Source organism: Limnoraphis robusta CS-951 (genome assembly GCF_000972705.2).
This window is the reverse complement of the sequence record NZ_LATL02000058.1, coordinates 18,970-39,547: the sequence shown is the minus strand read 5'-3', so window position 1 is coordinate 39,547 and position 20,578 is coordinate 18,970. Positions and strand designations below refer to the sequence as shown.

Below are 20,578 nucleotides of genomic sequence, written 5' to 3'. Positions count from 1 at the left end.
ATTAAAAACAGTATAAATAAATACAAAATATCGAGTATAGATTTATAAACATAAAAAATTCTTAACCTAATTTAAATCAATCTAACTTATGATATACATAAAACTTAAGTGTTAGATTTTTTGGGTCATCAACTTTCATCCAATTGAAATAGTATTTTTTAAATTTCCTCTGGATTAATCAGACTCAATCTAGTGTATTGCTCCACTTTTAAGCGTTAATTGTGGTTGTAAAATTTCTCAAGTGTTGAGAGAATATCGTCGGCAGAATCTAGGGTTTATTGTAAATTTTTAAGACGCATTAATTCGGAGATTTTTACCCCAGATACAAACAAAAAAACCGCAGAAAAAAGTCCACTAATTTTATGGGTTTTCAGTTGCAGCATCTTCAAAAAACTTGGCTAAAGTCCCCTTGGTTATCGGTGTTAGTGGGGTTAAACTTTAGCATTGTTGCAATGGTTCTGGGGCGACAAGTTATGATGCGTGAGCGCAGTCAATTTCTGGAGTTGATACAATCGGAGTCACAGGTAATCGAAGTGGCTTTAAAAAGTCGCTTAGGAGATAAAATATTAACCCTCGAACACATGGGGGATCGTTTAATATTATGGAGTGAGCAAGTCCCTAATCTGTGGCAAACTGACTCCAAAAGCTATTTAAAATCTTTTCCTTATCTATTGGCTTTAGCACGTGTTGATCCCGACTTTCAGGTGATCTCGGTAATTCCGACTTTCAAAACAGATAACGTTACTCGCTTGAATGACCAGATCAAACTCCAGCAACAACGGGTAATCACTCAGTCTAAAATTTTTGCTGAAACTCAAATTAGCGATCGGGTTGAACTCAACTATTTTAATCAAACTTTGAATGGTGGATTGCTGGTTTATGTTCCCTTATTTAAAGACCAAATATTTCAAGGCTGGTTAGTGGCAGTCATTGATGTTGATTGTTTATTTAATAAGCTACTGACAGAACTTGCTCAAATCCAAAATTATCACATTGTTCTGGTTGAAGATGGAAATAAAATTTATAACACAAATCCGCCCAAAGAGACTGGGAAAATCTCACCGCAGCAAATCGCCTATACGCAAATACTCCCAGTAGAAGTAGCAGGGGCTTCTTGGAAGCTCGAGATCATCCCTAGCTCAAAAATACTCAGAGAACATTATTCTTACCTTTCTACGGCGATTCTCTGCGGGGGGATACCCATCTCAGGGTTGTTGGGGTTTATGGTGTATTTGCTGCAAGGTAGAACCCGACAACTCAATGATATTCAACAACTTAACCGAGCGCTAACCACTTTGAGCGAGTGCAACCAAGCCCTAGTCCGAGCGAAAACTGAACAAGAACTCTTGAGTGAAATTTGTCAGATTTTGATTAAAATTGGCGGCTTTCAACAAGTCCGAGTCGGATATGTTCAACCGGATGATGAAAGCATCAATTGGGTGGCTTATAGCCGTGCTGAGGGATCATCAAATCTGGCTTGTTGTCAAGCGCTATTTAATAACAGAGATAGTTCGATCACAACGGTTCTGCAAACGGGAATGTATAACGTTGCTTGCTGTTTGATAGACTCACTTCAGCAAAACGTGATTTATAGAGCAAACTTTCCTCTAATTAGAAGAAAAGAAGAGAATATTGAAGACTTGAGTGATTCATCGCTTATTTTCTCGGAAGTTTTTGGGGTGTTGGTACTCGAATCGACTGAAAAAGAAGCCTTTGAAAAGTCAAAAATTTCCTTACTCCAAGAACTCGCTGATGACCTAACCTATGGAATTATCAACTTACGAACTCGCCAAGCTAGACGAGAAAGCGAGGAAAAATTTAGGCAAATTGCTGAAAATGTAGAGGATGTTTTTTTTGTGCATTCACTGAATCCGCCCCAAATGCTTTATATTAACCCTGCCTACGAAAAGATTTGGGGGCGTAGTTGTCAAGAAATCTACCAAAGATATGATGCTTGGTTTGATGATATCCATCCAGATGACCAAAAACTGATTTTAGAAAAATTCACTGCTTTTATGAATTCGGGTGAATTTGCAGGAGAATATCGCATCATTCGACCCGATGGAGAAGTTCGTTGGATTTTGTCAAAAACGTTTCCGCTTTCTAGCCAAGAGGGAGAAGTTTATCGTACTGTTGGTATTGCTCAAGATATTACGGCTCACAAACAAGCAGAAGAACAATTAAGCAAGCTTTCTGAACGCTTACAATTAGCGATCAAGTCAGGGGAGATTGGGATTTGGGAATGGGATATTGTCAACAATATCTTAACTTGGGATAAACGAATGTATGAACTTTATGGAGTTGAACTCTCAAACTTTAGTGGTGTTGTTCAAGCCTGGAAACAGAGTTTACATGAGGATGATAGAGGGGAGTTAGAGTTGTTGATTGAACAGGTTTTGAAAGGAGAAAAGGATTATGATACAGAATTTCGAGTTGTTCATCCTGATGGTTCAATTCGCTATATAAAAGCTGATGCTCTCATTCAACGAAATCAAACAGGTGAACCCCTGCGGATGGTGGGGATTAACTACGATATTACCTCACGCAAACATACAGAAATTGCCCTGAAGGAGCAAAAAGAACTCTTACAAAATATCGTTGATAATATTCCTGTAATGATTGTTTTGATGGATAGTCAGTCTAACTTTATCTGGGTCAACCGAGAATGGGAAAAAGTTTCGGGCTATCAGTTTGAAGAAATTAGCCAGTTTGATGTTTGGGCTGATGCTTTTCCTGACCCAGAATACCGTCAATATCTTGCGGAAAAGCTGCAAGCAGAATTTGGAAGTTGGGTCGATATGAAAGTTCGGGTGCGAGACGGAAAATTGACTGACCAAACTTGGATGAATATTACTCTATTTGATGGGAAAATTATTGGCATTGGTCAGGATATTACAGAACGCAAACGCGACGAAGAAAAGCTCCGTGAAAGTGAAAATCGCTTGCGTCAAGTGTTAGAAAATATGAGCGTGATGCTCGATGCTTTTGATGAGGAAGGAAATATTATCGCTTGGAATAAAGCCTGTGAAAAAATTTCGGGATATACCGCAGATGAAATCATTGGAAATCCCGATGCTGTTAAGTTATTATATCCCGAGGAAAACTACCGCAAACAGATGATAGAAGATTGGAACACTAGAGGAAATAACTATTATGATTGGGAATGGAATTTAACGGCTAAAGATGGCAAGATTAAAACCATTAGTTGGACGAATATTTCTGATATTTATCCAGTTCCGGGATGGTCAAGTTGGGGAGTTGGGATTGATGTGACCTCACGCAAACAAAGCGAAGAAAAGCAACGTCTTTTGTATAAGATCAATCAAGCGATGACGGCGGCTGAGGATTTGGATCAGGCGTTAGAAATTGCTTTATCGTTTATTTGTGAATCGATTAGTTGGGATTATGCAGAAGCTTGGATACCGGAAGAAGAAACACAACGCCTAGAATTGTGTTCTCATTTCTATAGCAATAATCCTGATTTAGAACCCTTTTTCTTGGGAAGTAAAAATTTAACTTTTCGCCAGAATGAAGGAGTTCCTGGGCGGGTGTGGGCGACTCAAAAACCGGAATGGTTATGCCCTTTATCAAAGCAAGTTGATTCGGTTTATGTGCGTCGAGCATTGGCTGAGTCTGTTCAATTAGAAACAGCCTTGGCAATTCCGATTCAGTTAGAGACTAAAATTGTCGCTATTTTTATCTTCTATTCTCAAAAAGAGCGCGAGCGAGATCAGCATTTAATCGAGTTAGTTTATTCATTAGGAAATCAACTGGCGATAACGCTTCAGCGACGACGAATTGAACAAGATATACGAGAGTTGAACCAACGCCTTGAAGAACGAGTAAAAATCCGTACAACCGCCTTAGAAGCCACTAACCAGGCTTTGCAAGAGGCGAAAGCAATAGCCGATGCTGCCAACCAAGCTAAAAGTACGTTTCTGGCTCAGATGAGTCACGAACTACGAACACCCTTGAATGGGATTTTAGGCTATAGCCAAATTCTTCAACAAGATAAAAGTTTAACGCCTCAACAAAAGCAAAGTTTAGCGACGATTCAAAAGTGTGGTGAACATTTACTGGACTTAATTAATGATATTTTAGATTTGGCAAAAATTGAAGCGAAAAAAATGGATTTACATCCGACTTCGGTCTGGCTTCATGCTTTTTTAGAAGAAATTGTTGCAATCTTTCGGATTAAAGCCGAAGAAAAGGGATTAAGCTGGACTTATTTAGGAGATTCGCAACTCTCTTATTTACACTGTTTAGCCGATAAAAAACGACTCCGACAAGTGTTGTTGAATCTCTTAAGTAATGCGATCAAATTTACGGAAATTGGTCAAGTGATATTCGCTGTAGAGGTTGTTTCCCCTATTGCCAACTCCAGTGAATTTGTTACACTCAGGTTTAAGGTTGAAGATACAGGAATTGGTATTCCTGACGAGGATATTGATCGCCTATTTCAGCCTTTTGAACAAGGTACGGAAGCTTACAAACAATCAGAGGGAACGGGTTTGGGTTTGACGATTACTCAAAAACTTTTAGAGATGATGGAAACGAAACTAGAAGTTGAGAGCCAATATAATAGGGGTAGTTTATTTAGGTTTTATCTTCAGTTACCGATTCTAGAAGTCGTCAATCAAGGTAACTACCCGAGTAAAGTCTCTAAAATCGTTACGGGGGTGAAAGGCAGATCACCGAAAATTCTGGTAGTGGATGATAAAATGGAAAACATTGTATTTTTGCAGGATTTTCTGTTGTCGATTGGCTTTCGGGTAGAAATTGCTAATAATGGGAGAGCGGGTTTAGAAAAAATCAATGAATTTCACCCCGATTTAGCGATTATTGACATCGTAATGCCGGAAATGGGAGGCTTGGAAATGATAGAAGTGATTCGTCACAACTCGACTTACAAAAATCTCAAAATTATTGCGAGTTCTGCGAGTGTTTTTAGCACCGATCAAGCGCTATGTTTTGAGGCGGGGAGTGATGCTTTTTTAACAAAACCTGTTGAGATTCAAGATTTGCTGAAAAAGTTAGAAGATTTACTCAAGATTGAATGGATTTACCGGGAAGATCATCAAGAAGATTCTTCATCAGATCAGTTGACAAATTCGGCGGATCAGTCGGAAGTTGATATTGATAATCTATTACTCGAAAATTTATATGAGTTAGCTCTAGACGGAAATATTAAACAAATTAAACAGCAAGCTCTTGACTTAATAAAAGTTGATTCAAGTTCTGCTGCTTTTGCAGAAGCTTTGCTGAGACTTGCTAATAATTTTCAAGAAAAAGAAATCTGTCAACTGATTGAAAAGTATCGGAGTCAAAACCATGAATAAACCCTCAAGTGCGAAAAGTAAAATTTTAATCGTTGATGATAACTCGGAAAATTTAGGGGTACTTTTTAATATTCTTGATGCAATGGGCTATGATATTCGGATTGCTCAGGATGGAGAAAGTGCGATCGCCAAAATTAAACGTCATCCACCCGAACTGATTTTACTCGATGTGATGATGCCAGGAATTGATGGATTTGAAACCTGTTCTCGCATAAAAGCAGAGCCGAGTTTAGCCGAAATTCCTGTGATTTTTATGACGGCATTATCAGAAACAATAGATAAGCTGAAAGGCTTAAAATTAGGTGCGGTTGATTATATTACTAAACCTTTTAATACTGAAGAAATTTTAGCTCGGATTCAACTCCATTTACAACTCTATCAAACGACTCAAAGACTGAAACAAGAAGTGATTGAACGTAGTAAAGCGGAAACCGCTTTCGCTCAACTCAATCAACAGTTAGAACAGCAGGTAAATGAACGAACAAAAGAGCTAGCTATGACGCTAGAACAGCTTCAAAAAACCCATAAAGAGTTATTATCTCGCAAGCAACAGTTAGAATATCTAGCTTGCCATGATACCTTAACAGGATTGCCGAATCGCAATTGGTTGATGTTTCGATTAGAGCATTTAATTGATCGATCAAAAGTTGATTGTGGCTTTCATTTTGGGCTGATCTATCTTGATCTCGATCACTTTAAAGTCATTAACGAGAGTATGGGGCATATTGTCGGGGATGGTTTGCTCAATCAAGTTGCTCAACGGTTGCTCCAAACTTGTACAAAATCTTTTGGTTCAGTGGTGCGTTTGGGTGGCGATGAATTTGTGATTTTATTAGAAAATATTTGCCATATTGAGCGAGCAAGTTCTTTAGCTGAAACGATTTTAAATCAGTTCAAATTGCCTTTGGAATGGGAAAATTATCAATATCATATTAATGCAAGTATTGGGATTACTCACAGTTCTTTTGTCTATAAAGAACCCGCAGAAGTCTTGCGAGATGCAGATTTAGCGATGTATAGTGCCAAAAAAGCAGGGCGAGGCTGTCATCGAGTTTTAACGGCAAATCTGCAAAAACAAGCTGCCTTACGGTTACAACTTGAACAAGAACTCCGAAAAGCAATCAAGAATCAAGAATTTTGCTTGCATTATCAACCAATTGTTTCTTTGACAAGCGGAGAATTAGCGGGGTTTGAAGCCTTAGTGCGTTGGCAACATTCGGAACGGGGAATGGTTTCACCAGGACTTTTTATTCCGATTGCAGAAGAAACGGGTTTAATTTATGATTTGGGAGACTGGATTTTTAATTCAGCAATAAGTCAGTGGCGAGAGTGGCAACAACAGTTTCCGGTTTGTGCTGATTTGGTGCTTCATATTAATTTGTCTCCAATTCAACTCACTCAGGACAATTTCTTTATTCGCCTGGAAGAATTGCTCGTCAAAAATAAGTTAGATCGTTCTGGTTTAAAGTTAGAGATTACCGAGAGTTGTTTAATCTCACAACAAGTCAAATCTTCTCGTGTACTTGATCAAGCCAAGTTGATGGGCTTACAATTATGTATTGATGATTTTGGTACGGGTTATTCTTGTTTAAGTCATTTGCAAGAATTACCCCTGGACAGCTTAAAAATTGATCGATCTTTTGTGATGAATCTGGGAGAAAATGACAAGGATGCCGCGATTGTTAGAACAATTATTGCCTTGGCGCATAATTTAGGTATGGAGGTGGTTGCCGAAGGGATTGAAACCTATGAACAATGGCAAAAACTAAAAGCGTTGGGATGTGAATGGGGACAGGGATATTTGTTTGCTAAACCGATGAATATTCAACAAGCAACGCAAGCGATAAAATCCCTACAAGAAGGAACTGCAATCTTGATAGAAAGTTCATCTTTTTTAAAGAATCGAATGGCAAATTAAATGATTAAAACTTTATGAAATGGTCATTAAAAACCATGATTATCGGGGGATGTGGACTAGCTGTTAGCATTTTAGCAACGGTTAGTGAGTTGTCTTATTGGAATACCCTTCGCTGAGTTTAGACTTCCCAACAGGTTTCACAAAATCATCAGGTGATTTCAGAAATTAAAGAACTGATTTATTTGATAGAAGCTTTAAAAAATCAACAAGAAAGATATATTGTTACCGTAGATACAACTTATTTTTATAGCTATCAAGAAAAATTTAAACTGAGCGGCTGATACTGCGCTTTATCAAGCCAAACGGGAGGGACGCGATCGCGTTGTTGTTGCTCATTCAATTAAACTAGAGGAGTAATATCAAAGGTTAAAATATAGTCCGTTTCTCCTTCAAATTGAGACACCCGTACAAAGTAAGTTCCAGTTGTCAGTGAGTCAAAAATTAGAGATTCTGAAGCAATTCCTAAGTTTTTTGATGTTGTTAAAATTTCATCAAATTCGATCACTTCATTGGAGTTGATATCTTGTAAAATCTCTAAATCAGCATCAGCCGTTAATTGGCTTAAGCGAATACTGACTTGACTGGCTTCATTGGGAACAACAAAACGATAAAGATCCACCGGATTTTCTTCACTAACCGACTCAATAGCTGTGCGACTTCCGAGTAACGTATCCAGTTGAAAAGCTCCCGATAAATCATTACGGGGATCTGGAGAAACGCCTAATTTTCCCTCAACAAGTCCGAAGCGAATAAAATGTTCAAATAAACTATTGACAACGCCATCTTCTATCGTTATTATCACTTCAGGATAACGTTCTTGATAAAATAAAGCATCAAAAAATACACTCGGATTTCGTCCTTCAAATTGACCAAACTTTAAAAAGTGTTCAAAGGTTGTGAGTTGTTGTTGTTCAACAGCCGTTTGAACATCAGAATATTTTTCTAAATAATAAGCGGTATCAAATAAGGGGTTTGGGTTTCGTTGTTCAAACTGACCAAATAAGATAAAATGTTCTGCTTCGGTGATGGCTTCTCGTTCAACTGCACCTGCAACATCGGTATAAATCGAACGATAATAAGCTGGATCAAATAAGGGATTGGGTTGCAAACTTTCAAACTGTCCAACTTGTAAAAAATGATCAAGTCCGCTTTCATATTCTCCCGCATCGACTGATCCTTCAACATTAGGATATTGGCTAAAATAAAAGTCTTGATCTAAGAAGTCTTCCAAGGTGAGCATAGATTGTCAATTCCTTAACGTTCTGATGGTCAGCTTTCTGTCATCATTCGAGAAATTGATCATACCATTATTTGTCAATTTGGCAAAAAAAGAATTGAAAACTTATAATTTTATTAAGAATTTAACCCATCTTAATGACAATGGATAACAATAGAGCCGAACCCGTGAGTTTAACCCCAAAAAGCGAGGTGAAATAATGGCGAAATCTGCTTTAATGCGAGTCTTGCGTCAGGCTTATCGCATCGCTCAACTGTCGATAAAAACAGGAATTCCCAGCGATGAACTGTTAGGAATGCACAACGAAGATCGCCAAACTTACGCTATTTTAAATCGTCGCCGTTTACTCCAAATCGGGCTAGCGGGTGCCAGTGCGATGGCTACTGCAACATTGGGACAATATCGACATCGGGCTGTTGCTCAGTCTAGCATTTCTCCGGTGTTAATTGTTGGGGCGGGAATAGCAGGATTAACAGCCGCTTATCGCTTAACTCAAGCCGGAATTCCTGTAGAAATTATCGAAGCCAGAAACCGGGTTGGAGGGCGTATTAATACAGTAACAAAAGCGGCTGGAACCCCTTTAATTGCTGAATTGGGCGGAGAATTTATTAATACCGATCATACTTGTATTCGCAGTTTAGCTGAAGAATTAGGCTTGCCTTTAATTGATTTATTGGCTGTTGATGCCGGGTTAATTCCCGATACTTATTTTTTTGAAGGGCGGCGAGTTTCGTTAGAAGAAATTATTAATGATTTTGTTCCGGTTGCGGCACAAGTCTCAGCCGATTTAGAAGCAATTGAAAATTTTGAAGATTATACCAGCCAAGATGAAGCCGCAATTGCCATTGATAATATTTCATTAGCCCAATATTTGAACCAAATTCCGACAACACCAACGATTCGTCAACTCTTAAGAATTGCCTATACAATTGAATTTGGTTTGAATGCTGAAGAACAATCGCCGTTAAACTTAATTTATTATATTGGCACTGAACCGGGAACTTTTGAGATTTTTGGAGACAGTGACGAACGATTTTATCTCGATGGCGGGAGTGAACAAATCACCCAACGACTCGCTCAATTTGTCGCAGGTTCGATAGCAACGACAACGGTTTTAGAGTCAATTAGAGAACAGTCAGGCGGTCGTTTTTTGGTGAGTTTACGTTCAGGAATCAGCAGTTTTGAACGCATTTATGAACGGGTGATACTAACCGTTCCTTTTAGTGTTTTGAGAACGATAGAAATTGATGTCGAATTACCCGAAATTAAACGAGAGGCGATTGATACAGTCGGTTATGGAACAAATTCTAAAATCATTACCGGATATACTGAGAAAATCTGGCGAACTCGTTTTAATTCGAGAGGAAATATTTTCACCGATTTAGGCTTTCAAAATACCAGGGAAAGCAGCAACAGTCGTTATGCTTCTAATACAGTCGGTTTGATGACAAATTACACGGGTGGGAGTCAAGGAATAGCCATCGGCGCGGGAACAGTCCAAGACCAAGCCCAACAGTTTAATACCAACTTAGAAGCAGTATTTTCGGGTATTAATTCGGTAGCAATTCGCAATCAAGCAGAGCGTGGATTTTGGACAGGAAGCCCGTTTAGTTTAGGATCATATATGTGTTATCGACCGGGAGAATTTACCCGATTTTATGGTGTTGAAGGGGAACGATTTGGGAATTTATTTTTCGCAGGAGAACACACCTCTTTAGAATATCAAGGCTTTATGGAAGGTGGCTGTGAAACTGGAGAATTAGTCGCTAGTGATATTTTAGAAGATGTGGGGTTAACAGAAATTGCTGAGGCGATTCGCGCTAAACTTCGGGTTAATCGTAGTCGTCGTCAGCGTCTCCCCCGTCATCCCGGTACTCGCAGAATGCAGAAACGACTACAGTAAGTTAAATCAAAATATACAACAAAAAATGAAACGTTACTTGCACATTTTACAACTGTTTTGGAGAACTGCTATCGCGGCTGAGTTAGAATATCGAATTAACTTTATTTTAACAACAATTAGCAGTTTAGGGAGTCTAGCAGGGAATATTTTTGGGTTGTTTTTATTTTATCGGACTGGATATAGCTTTGAAGGTTGGAGTTGGGAAGAATCATTAATTGTATTGGGAATTTTTACACTTATGCAAGGATTCTCCGCAACAATATTAGTCCCGAATCTTAATCATATTGTCACCCACGTTCAAGAAGGAACCCTAGATTTTATCTTATTAAAACCGATGAGTAGTCAATTTTGGCTATCCACTCGCAGCGTTTCTCCTTGGGGGCTACCTGATTTTATCTTTGGGGGTTTAATGATTGCTTATGCGAGTCGTAAACTAGATTTAAAAATTACTGATTATTTCATCAGTTTTATTCCCCTTTTATTCGGAATGATCAGTTTATATAGTTTGTGGTTTGTGTTGGGATCAATGAGTATTTGGTTTGTGAAAATCTCTAATGTGACTGAAGTATTGAGAGGCTTATTAGAAGCAGGTCGATTTCCGATGGTTGCTTATCCTACAGTTTATCGATTTTTCTTTACCTTCATTATTCCCGTCGCATTTTTAACGACAATTCCGGCTGAAACGCTATTAGGTCGAACCGAAGCCAGTTGGATAATCGGTTCAGGAATTTTAGCGATTCTGTTATTCTATATTTCAGCCACATTTTGGCGGTTTGCGTTGCGGTTTTATACCAGTGCATCGAGTTAATGGTTGGATTTTACACATCAAAAACCTCCTCCTAAAAACCCGGTTTCTTTGAGAAACCGGGTTTTTAAACTTCTATTGCTTATTGTCTATTGCATGAGCGCCTTTTACTATACTTTCACTTTCGACCAATTAACCAATAAGTCATCATTTTTCCTTTTCCTTTGATGGGAATTAAACCTCGTTTTTCAAAAATATATTCGTCTTTGAGTTGTTCATAAAATGCTTCTGTAACTTGAATTTTTCCCGGTTCACCCGAAGACTCCATGCGGTAAGCAATATTAACCGTATCTCCCCACAAATCGTAAATAAACTTATGGGTTCCAATTACACCTGCAACAACGCTTCCCAGATGAATCCCGATGCGAATTTGCAACGCTTCACCATAAGCAAACGGAAAATGATCAATCACCAATTGCATAGAAAGAGCCATATCAGCAATGGCTTCTGCATGATCTTCACGAGGTAGAGGTAAACCCGCCGCCATCATGTAAGCATCTCCAATGGTTTTGATTTTTTCTAAGTCTAAACCTTCCGCTAATTGATCAAACGTCGAAAAAATTTCATTCAGGAGTTTAACCAGTTGAATCGGCGTTAATCGTTCAGAAAGAGCAGTAAAATTGACTAAATCTGCAAATAAAATACTGACTTCATCATATTTTTCAGCAATTAAACCCTGTTTTTCTTCTTTGAGTCTTTCAACAATTTTTTTAGGGAAAATATTCAACAATAATCGTTCAGACTTTTCCCGTTCCAGTCGCAGGGTTTCTTCGGCGAGTCGGCGTTCAGTAGTGTCAGTTGCTACGGATAATACTTCAATTAAATGACCATTTTCATCAAAAATCGGTTGATTAATCCAAGTCACCCAAACCCGTTCACCATTCCGGCGAATATTTTCATTTTCGTGAACAATATACTGTTCAGGATTCTCACAAATATTTTCGATTAAATTTCGCAAATCTCGCCCCGATGTCTCCACTTCAGGAAGCAATTTTCCCATTAACGGTTGTCCTAAAATTTCGGCTTCTTGATAGCCAAAAAAGTTTAAGCCATATTCATTAATAAATAAAATCCGTCCAAACTTATCCCACTGTACAATCGCCGAACTCACATTATGAACGACATGACGAAGTTTTGCTTCATTGGTTTTCAATGCTTCTTCTATAATTTTACGTTGACTAATGTCTCTAGAAACCCACATGACTGTATTTTTAGTCAAGGGTGAAATACTCCCGAGAAGCCAAACTAAACGTTGATTAATCGTCATACTATATTCCACTTGAACGGCTTGTTTTGTTTTCAAAGCCGTTTGAATACATCCGAGTAACCGTTCCGCTTCTTCAAGAGGGAAATAATCCGACAATTTTCGCCCAATAATCCCTTCAGGAGTATAAAAAGATTGATGAGTAGGTGCGAGTTTTAACCCCCGCCCAGAATCATCTAAAACAATCACAACTTCTGTCATCGCAGTAAATAAAGCTTTTATTTCTGCTTCGGCTTTTTTCTGCTGAAGAATCACCCCGAGTTGAGCGGTAGCCGCATAAACTAACTCAACAAATCGCTGATCTTGGGGACGTGACTCCCTCATAAAGAAAACTAAGACAGCTAAAACGGGATCTGTTGAAATCTCCTCGACTTGAAAACTATTATTTCCCATAATGGGAACTGCAAAATGAGCTTTTAGACCATAATTTTTAGCTGGATTTTTAATTAAAATTGGATGACTAACCGATAAAATGTGAATCGGTTCGATTTCCGCTTCGATATTAGCAATCCATTCCGGTTGTTTCGACTGCCAAACTCGTCCTGCAATTCCTTCTCCAGGTTTAAATGTAATTCCTTCTAAGTGAGAACGAAACGTTTCAATTGCAGTGATGATTTGAGGATTTTGTTGAGCATGACAGCAATACCAAATCGGACTACATTCGAGAACGGTTTGATTAGTAGCCGGAATCCAAACTTCGCCATAAATCCAGTTGGTCGTCTCACAAAATGTCTCTAATGCAAATTCTAAAGCTGTTTCAAAATCGGGTGCAGAACTAATCACCTGGCTTAACGTTAACAGAAGTTGTAATTCTTCTTCGGCTTGTTGACGTTCGCTAATTTGTTGTTTAAGCTTTTGATTAGCTTGAATCAGTTCTGAGGTTCGTTCAGCGACTTTCTGCTCTAAAGAAGCATTTAACCGTTTTAAAGCCTGATTTTTAAACGCTAATGTTTTCTCTTGAGAATAACGTCTCAGAGCCTCCCTAACCGTTAAAATTAAGTCCGTTTCATCCCAAGGTTTCGTAATATAGCGATACAAATTCGCTTCATTAATTGCTCGAATAACAGGCTGAGTATCCGTGCCTCCAGTTAGCATAATTTTTAAGGCTGTGGGATATTGATCATGAACTTTTACCAGCAGTTCATCTCCCTTCATTCCTGGCATAATTTGATCGACAATCAGTAAGGCAATTTCTAATCCTTCTTCTTCAAGATCTTCTAAAATTTCCAGAGCCGCTTCTCCACTTTGAGCTTCAATAATTTCATAGTGTTCTCCCAGATATCGCTTCAGTAGCTCTGTGAGACAGAGTAAAATAGACCCTTGATCATCAACACATAATATTGCCAGATTACTCATAGATTAGTATAAAGCTGAGGAAATAATATTAACCAAATCCTCTTCATTCCAAGGTTTATATAAACAACGGTACAAATTCGCATTATCTTGAGCGCGTCTCACCGCTATATTATCCGCTTGACCTGTTAACATCACAGTCACAATTTTTGGATATTTTTCATGGACTTTAATTAAAAACTCATCTCCTTTCATTTCAGGCATTAACCAATCTGAAATAATCATTAAAATTTCAATGTCTTCCTCCTTAAGTTCTTCAATAATTTCCCAGGCTTCTTCTACACTTTCAGCAATTTCATACAAATATCGACTTCCAAATCGTCTTTTCAGTTGCTCTTTGAGGCTTTCTAAAATTATCACCTCATCATCAACACATACAATTGCTTTCTCTGACATGATAATAACCTGTTGTTTTAATAAATGTTTAGAACGATTGCCACAAAGAATTTTTTTGATTTCTCCTCCCTGGGTAACTAGGACTTTAGCCCTGGGGGTTGGATATTGTCCATCGGTAACCAGACCTCAAATGTTGTCTGTCCGGGTTGACTTTCAAACTCAATTTGACCCTGATGCTTTTCAATAATTTTACGCGCAATATCCAATCCCAAACCACTTCCTTCTCCTACAGGCTTTGTGGTGAAGAAGGGTTCAAAGATTCTCGGCTGAACTTGAGGAGAAATCCCTTCGCCTGAGTCTGTTATTGCAACAACCACACCCCCTTTCTGTTCAGAAACTCTAATTTGTAAGCAGCCTTTACCCTGCATCGCATGAATCCCATTGTGAATCAAATTAGTCCAAACCTGGTTTAATTCATCAGGATAACACCAGATGGCAGGTATAGGCTGATAGTCTCGAATCAGTTCAATTCCTGAAGATAATTGATTTCGATACAGTTCTAAAACCGTTTCTAAACCCTCAGTGATTTGAACCAACTGTTTTTGACCACTATTATCATAACGAGCATAGCTTTTGAGTGCAAATACAATTTTTGTAACCCGTTCAACAGCCATCACAATATTTTGACTATTGATTTTGAGGCAAATTAAATTATACACTTGTTGTAAGATCCAGTCCGCTTCATTATTTTTGAATAGCGGAAAAAAAGATTCAATATTTTCATAAATTTCTAGATCAATTAAAGTATCTGCAATTCGCCGAGCTTGTGAGATTTCCTGTTCTTCAAGTGTCCGAGTGATATCTCGCTTAAATTGACGCTTTTCTTTACTATTTAATTTCCGTTTTTCTGCCTTGAGCGAACAATTAAGCAAAGCAAAGAATTGCTTTTGCTGTTCTGATGACATTTCGTAAATGAGTTGAGGCAGTTTTTCTAAAAACTCTTTTAAAGCGGTTTTAGAATTATTGCTTGAGGCTAAAATCGCCCCTAAAGGCGTATTTATTTCATGGGCAATACTGGCAAGCAATTGTCCTAATGCCGCCATTTTTTCCGATTGAATTAGGTGATTTTGCGTCGCTTGAATTTGCGATAGAGCTTGAGACAATTCTATATTTTTTTCTTGAAGATTTTGCCGTAAGAAACGATTTTCTAATTGCACCTGAACCCGAGCTAAAACTTCTTTAACTTGAAAGGGCTTTGTAATATAGTCTACTCCCCCCACTTTAAAGGCTTTAACTCGATCCACTAATTCATTCATGGGACTGATGAAAATTACGGGGATTTCCTGAGTTTCCGGATTGGATTTGAGGAGTTGACAGACTTCATAGCCACTCATTTCGGGCATCATAATTTCCAGTAAAATCAGATCGGGCGGTAACTTTTTTATTTCTTGAAGTGCAATATTTACGCTCGTAGCCACTCGAACTTGATAACCCGTTCTGCGTAATAATCTAGGGAGTAATTGTAAGCCGCCTACCGTATCATCAATCACTAAGATTTCAGCGTTCACTGTTCGGTTTTCTGATGTGATATTCATATTTGACAGAAAACAAAGATTTGATTAAAAAACTTATTATACTGCAAAACTCTATGTACAATAAAATAATTGACTAATTTTTCCCGTTCAAAGTCTATAGAGACAGCCGACTTCAACCCGAACGAGGGAAGTTCAAAATTCATTAAAAATCAAGAATTGAGGCGGTGACAGTCTCCGGCTTATACAGAACTGTTTGAAAAACCTCTCTCTGTCTAGGGACTCTCTGTCGATACAAAAATTGATGAAGTATTGTTGCTGATCTTTCGAGCAAGATTTATTCACCCATTCACTGACTTTCTATTGATACAAAAATTGATGAAGTATTGTTGCTGATTATTTTCCGAAAAAAGGTTTATAACGAACCAAATTTTTTAATAAAATGTTCATTATGAGCAAATGATGAAAACCGTTCTTAAGAGAATGTTAAATAGGTTAGGGTTAATCAATGAGTTAATTCTCTATATGTAGCAATGAAAACGACTCAAATATTGCCCTAACTGGAGTATCCACAAGTTGCAATACTAACTCTAACTACTTATTCTAATCTAGATTCTAAATTCTTGTCCAAGCTGCTCCCCAGAGAGTATATGCAAGATTGGGATGCTCATTATGCGAGATCGGAATGTGTTTTTTCTAGCCTAAAACTTGGACTAACTCTTAAGAAAGAACTGAGGAATATTTGAAGGGTTAACCCCCATTCAATCGGATTATTAAGTTCATCCAAAAGCAGCTCTTTCAAGATCAAGTTCAGCACAAAGGTTAGTCAATTCAATCCGGCTCCCAAGCTTAGATGGTTGTTTTAGTGTCTTCTTATCCCTCTAAACAGATGTCTTATTCAATTCCTGAAAATTGCTCTGGATGTGGAACCTGTCAAACGGACTGTCCGACAGATGCCATAAAACAAGTCGAAGGACAACTGTGGATCGATCCCACACTCTGTAACCACTGCGAAGGTTTTTATCCAGAGCCGCTCTGTGTGGTTCAATGTCCGATTAGTTGTCCGGTTCCCTTGCAACCGAAAAAAGGGCGCTATAAAGCTACCGTTCGGATGCCAACCAGTCCCGATATTTTTCTCAATGGAAAGAATAATCCCTTCGCTTCCTCAATGGTGGTCTGGGAAGCCTGCAACTTACTCACCAGCGCCAGCCAAGTTCCTTGGCAACTCAACGCTCAGGGTCAACCCTACTACGAACGAACCGTTAAACAAGGTGGAGGGGCAATAGTCTTCCGACTTACCGATGACATCGAATCTGATAGCCCCAAAATACTCGAACAAGAAGCCGCATTAGCCGCCATTGAAGGAATCGATATTCGATCCGCTTGTTTGCATCTGATTTATGCCGCCTATGCCACCACCGTAGATCGACCTTGGGAACAGGAATTTGTGATCAGCGATCGCCAAATCGAACAATATCTCGGACTCGACAAACGCAAAGATCTCAGTAAAGCCACCAAACTCACCCTGATCAAAGCCCTCGCCCAACAACCCTGTCAAATCCTGACCTCGATTGATTGGCCGCAACAGGGCCAAGTCAGAGGCTTCTCAGTCCCCGAAGATCGTCTCTGGCATTTACTCAATATCAAACATCACTTTCAAAAAGATACCGAAGGCAACAAATATCTCACGGGTTTAACCTTCACCGTCAAAGCCGGGGCTTGGGCGCAATATTTCCTCAACAAAAACGACTATCGTAAACGTACCGCTTTTTATCAATACGGTACACTGCCGAAGTTCTTACTCAGTAGTGTGATGAGTATCTGGCAACAACACATCGGCGCCGCCCGAATGATGCTGTGGCTATTATTCAAAGCCAAAATGGGAAGAAAACAGTGCATCACCATTCCCACCTTAATGCGAGTCGCCTACGGTGAGGAAAAAATGTCTCAAGCCAGCCTCCACAGTGAAAACCGCAAACGCCTAATTCGCTGCTTTGAAAGTGATCTCGAAGTCCTCAATCACTATGGCTTGAAACCCTTGTTTGACGCGACAACTTACGTCCCAGAAATCCAACCCCTTTGGGCTAAACTCGCCGAATTACCCGATGATGCAGAAGAAGCCCTCGATTTTTGGATCAATGATGGTAGCCAAGATCAACGCCTGACTGATTCGAGTCCCCGAGGAAAATGGAATCGCTTGATGAAAGCCCGCATTTCTTGGTTTAATCTCCCGCCCGAGTGGGAACAGCAACTCGCCAAACTCGACAAGAAAAAGACAAACCGCATCGCCCGCAAAACCCCAACGTCTACCCCAATGGGTTTATCCGCCAATCAAATCGCTAACGCCCGAAAACGCCAAGGAATTAGTCAAAGGCTGTTAGCAGAAATGGCGGGAAAGAGTCAAAGCTGGATACGGGATTTAGAAAAAGGTCGTTTTTCAGCTAAACCCAAAGACGAAGCAATGTTGCGGAAAGTCTTAGGCATTTGAAGGATCACGATCTAGATTGATTTTCAGGGTGAGGAGTGAATGGCGATAGGCTATATGCGAGGAAATACGGTTGATAGGTTCGTTTCAAATCCGTAAAACCAGGAAATGCGATCGCCACAATTAATCAGCTTACTGCGGCATTTGCCCAGTGAATATAAGGCGGATAGCCAAACTGTAACCCTTGCCACTACGTTCTCACCTTTTACTCAAGCCACAATAAGTTGAGGAATTGAGTAAAAAATGAGTAACAACGATTCCATCGGTGGAGCCGGGTCTTACAAGGGGTATGAGGCTGTTCTAGAAAACATTAAGGCAGTCAAGAAAAAAACAGAGGAACTGAAGAAGGGTGGACAGATGCCCAAGGGCATTAGTTTTCACATCTCAAACAACAAGTATTTATACCTACAGTTCAAAAACCCTTTCACTGGAACTCGCGTCCCCCAAGATGTGAATGTACCATTTGATGAATCAGGCGTTTACCAAGCCCGTGACAAGGCATGGAAAATTAAAGATGCGTTCAATAAGCTCACTACTGCCTCAGAGTTTGATGAATGGTTTAAACGAGAAATTAAAGAGGTTAACGAGCTTGTTAATGACCTCAAAACCTATCGCGAGATTATTCAAGAACTTGAGGATGAATATTTTGATGGAGTAAACGTAAACACCAAGCGTCCTCGTTCTCGTGATATTCCAAACGACGCTAGTACATGGAAAAAGGGAAATTTAGATTACTTCAAAAAGCTTCCTGACTGGGATAAATATCCTACGTGGCAAGAATTAAAAACTGCTTTGTTCACATACAAACAGGGAGTCAATAGTTTTAAGAAATGCTATTACGCATTACGAAAGATTGCTGAGAAATGCCCAAACAACAAGCAGTTACTAGAACGCTTTGGGGAGATTGACCCAGAACAGACTAAATTCAAAGACAAACAGTCTGTATCGTGGCAAGAGTTTTTAGATTGGCGTGAAATGGTAACAAATAAAAATCTAAGAAGGGGACGTGATACTTTAGCTCGTAAAAGCTGGCTATGGGTAACATCAATGTGTATCCTTTACGCATTGCGTCCTAGTGAAATAGCGGCTGCTATCAACCTTGACAAACCTTACACAAAAGATGGTGTAACTATTCCTGCTATTAGTGACCCTAGTAACAAAACCTTGTTGCTAGTATTGGGTGACTTTACTTATTTTGGAACGTCAATTAAAACTGGAGGTCGTGTCTGTAAGCCAGTTACAACAAACCCAGAAATTATTGAATTACTACAGATTCGTGAAATTAGTTTGTACCAATATAAGCCTAGACCCAACAGTTTACCTGAAAATATTTGCACGGGATTTAACGGGATTCATTCCAGTTACATGAATCGGCACAAAGCACCTGCTACAGAAATATATGCTTTCAGACACTTGGGCAATCAGCTAGGCGAAATGTATGGAGTGCCACAAGAAATCCGAGCAAGGTCTATGGGTCACTCTGTGCAGCAAAATGACAGCACCTACAAGAAGCGTAAGAACCTACAAACTACTGTTGATATCCTGTTGAACCATTCTAAGCAACCATTGTCTTTAGAGCTAGCTAAAGATGAACTGGAGCGACTAGGATTTGACTTAGAAAACGAATTGATTCAAAGTGTACTAAAAGTCATTTATCAGCTAGAATAAAGGAGAAAGAGCCAGCATATCCAATTAAGTACATCATAAGTAACACAAAAGACCCAGCGAGAGGGTCTTTTTTCTTGCTTACTCAATTCCTCAACTTATTGTGGCTTGAGTAAAAGGTGAGAACGTAGTGGCAAGGGTTACAGTTTGGCTATCCGCATATAAGGCAGTTGACTTGCCGTTGTTTGAATTTGCTTCACATTTGCCAACAATTGACCACAACTATCCCAGGTTCCACTCAGGAACATTTGTTGCGCTCCGGCGTTCATGTTCACCGCAAGGGTTAAATCCCCACATTGCACCCGTTTTTCTTCTAAATTCACCGCCATCGGAAGTTGGGGGTCAGTTTGTAGGGCTTGTTGTAATTGTTGAACCTGTTCCGGCGTTGCTATTACACAAGGCACCCCAATCGCCACACAATTTCCGAAGAAAATCTCAGCAAAACTTTCCCCAATTATTGCTTGAATTCCCCATTTTGACAACGCTTGCGGCGCGTGTTCCCGCGATGAACCACAGCCAAAATTACCATTAACAACTAAAATATTCGCCCCTTGATATTGGGGTAAATCAAACGGGTGATTTCCCTGAGTTTGTTGGCGATCATCGGCAAAAACCTGTTCCCCCAACCCATCAAACGTTACACAGCGTAAAAACCGCGCTGGAATAATTCGATCAGTATCAATATCACTCCCAACTAAAGGAATACCCCGTCCTGAAATACTTTGAATTTGACTCATTTTT

The 20,578-nt window shown here is 39.3% G+C and carries 11 protein-coding genes; 6 read left to right on the top strand and 5 right to left on the bottom strand.

Annotated features, from left to right (window positions below; all coding sequences use genetic code 11):
- Window positions 1–362 precede the first annotated feature (362 nt).
- Both WN50_RS04855 and WN50_RS04850 read left to right on the top strand, forming a co-directional pair.
- Entirely contained in the window at window positions 363–5,339 is a 4,977-nt protein-coding gene (locus WN50_RS04855) for a PAS domain S-box protein (protein WP_049558154.1), read from the top strand.
- Window positions 5,332–7,257 carry a two-component system response regulator gene (locus WN50_RS04850; RefSeq protein WP_046280069.1) on the top strand — a complete coding sequence of 642 codons (1,926 nt, stop codon included), beginning with the start codon at window positions 5,332–5,334 and terminating at the stop codon, window positions 7,255–7,257. Before WN50_RS04855 ends, WN50_RS04850 begins: the two co-directional genes overlap by 8 nt.
- Window positions 7,258–7,597: 340 nt before the next feature.
- Here the strand turns inward: WN50_RS04850 and WN50_RS04845 are convergent, their stop codons facing one another.
- A complete protein-coding gene (locus WN50_RS04845; RefSeq protein WP_046280068.1) occupies window positions 7,598–8,497 on the bottom strand; it encodes a PPC domain-containing protein in 900 nt (299 codons plus the stop codon).
- Between the two features lie 196 nt (window positions 8,498–8,693).
- Between WN50_RS04845 and WN50_RS04840 the strand changes: the two genes are divergently transcribed.
- Entirely contained in the window at window positions 8,694–10,397 is a 1,704-nt protein-coding gene (locus tag WN50_RS04840; protein WP_049558151.1) for a flavin monoamine oxidase family protein, read from the top strand.
- Between the two features lie 25 nt (window positions 10,398–10,422).
- The gene (locus WN50_RS04835; protein ID WP_046276434.1) at window positions 10,423–11,205 is read left to right on the top strand and encodes an ABC transporter permease; all 783 of its coding nucleotides are present in this window, start codon (window positions 10,423–10,425) and stop codon (window positions 11,203–11,205) included.
- A gap of 115 nt (window positions 11,206–11,320) precedes the next feature.
- Here the strand turns inward: WN50_RS04835 and WN50_RS04830 are convergent, their stop codons facing one another.
- From WN50_RS04830 to WN50_RS04820, 3 genes are all read right to left on the bottom strand, one after another.
- Window positions 11,321–13,822 (bottom strand): adenylate/guanylate cyclase domain-containing protein, encoded by a 2,502-nt coding sequence (locus tag WN50_RS04830; protein WP_049558149.1) that lies wholly within the window; start codon window positions 13,820–13,822, stop codon window positions 11,321–11,323.
- 3 nt (window positions 13,823–13,825) lie between these two features.
- Window positions 13,826–14,215: a response regulator gene (locus tag WN50_RS04825; protein WP_046276435.1), complete on the bottom strand. Its 390-nt coding sequence runs from the start codon at window positions 14,213–14,215 to the stop codon at window positions 13,826–13,828.
- A 77-nt stretch (window positions 14,216–14,292) separates the two neighbouring features.
- A complete protein-coding gene (locus tag WN50_RS04820; protein ID WP_342586736.1) occupies window positions 14,293–15,723 on the bottom strand; it encodes an ATP-binding protein in 1,431 nt (476 codons plus the stop codon).
- A gap of 853 nt (window positions 15,724–16,576) precedes the next feature.
- Here WN50_RS04820 and WN50_RS04815 point away from each other — a divergent pair.
- On the top strand, window positions 16,577–18,175 hold the full coding sequence (locus WN50_RS04815) for a helix-turn-helix domain-containing protein (RefSeq protein ID WP_046276448.1): 1,599 nt from the start codon (window positions 16,577–16,579) through the stop codon (window positions 18,173–18,175).
- A gap of 240 nt (window positions 18,176–18,415) precedes the next feature.
- A complete protein-coding gene (locus WN50_RS04810) occupies window positions 18,416–19,840 on the top strand; it encodes a hypothetical protein (protein ID WP_046276436.1) in 1,425 nt (474 codons plus the stop codon).
- Between the two features lie 137 nt (window positions 19,841–19,977).
- Here the strand turns inward: WN50_RS04810 and leuD are convergent, their stop codons facing one another.
- A complete protein-coding gene (leuD, locus tag WN50_RS04805; protein WP_046276437.1) occupies window positions 19,978–20,574 on the bottom strand; it encodes a 3-isopropylmalate dehydratase small subunit in 597 nt (198 codons plus the stop codon).
- Window positions 20,575–20,578: the final 4 nt, after the last annotated feature.

Excerpts from the sequence above, each read along its gene's own strand:
- WN50_RS04855 (WP_049558154.1), top strand. The coding sequence starts at position 363 with ATGGGTTTTCAGTTGCAGCATCTTCAAAAAACTTGGCTAAAGTCCCCT.
- WN50_RS04850 (WP_046280069.1), top strand. The coding sequence starts at position 5,332 with ATGAATAAACCCTCAAGTGCGAAAAGTAAAATTTTAATCGTTGATGAT.
- WN50_RS04845 (WP_046280068.1), bottom strand. The coding sequence starts at position 8,497 with ATGCTCACCTTGGAAGACTTCTTAGATCAAGACTTTTATTTTAGCCAA.
- WN50_RS04840 (WP_049558151.1), top strand. The coding sequence starts at position 8,694 with ATGGCGAAATCTGCTTTAATGCGAGTCTTGCGTCAGGCTTATCGCATC.
- WN50_RS04835 (WP_046276434.1), top strand. The coding sequence starts at position 10,423 with ATGAAACGTTACTTGCACATTTTACAACTGTTTTGGAGAACTGCTATC.
- WN50_RS04830 (WP_049558149.1), bottom strand. The coding sequence starts at position 13,822 with ATGAGTAATCTGGCAATATTATGTGTTGATGATCAAGGGTCTATTTTA.
- WN50_RS04825 (WP_046276435.1), bottom strand. The coding sequence starts at position 14,215 with ATGTCAGAGAAAGCAATTGTATGTGTTGATGATGAGGTGATAATTTTA.
- WN50_RS04815 (WP_046276448.1), top strand. The coding sequence starts at position 16,577 with ATGTCTTATTCAATTCCTGAAAATTGCTCTGGATGTGGAACCTGTCAA.
- WN50_RS04810 (WP_046276436.1), top strand. The coding sequence starts at position 18,416 with ATGAGTAACAACGATTCCATCGGTGGAGCCGGGTCTTACAAGGGGTAT.
- leuD (WP_046276437.1), bottom strand. The coding sequence starts at position 20,574 with ATGAGTCAAATTCAAAGTATTTCAGGACGGGGTATTCCTTTAGTTGGG.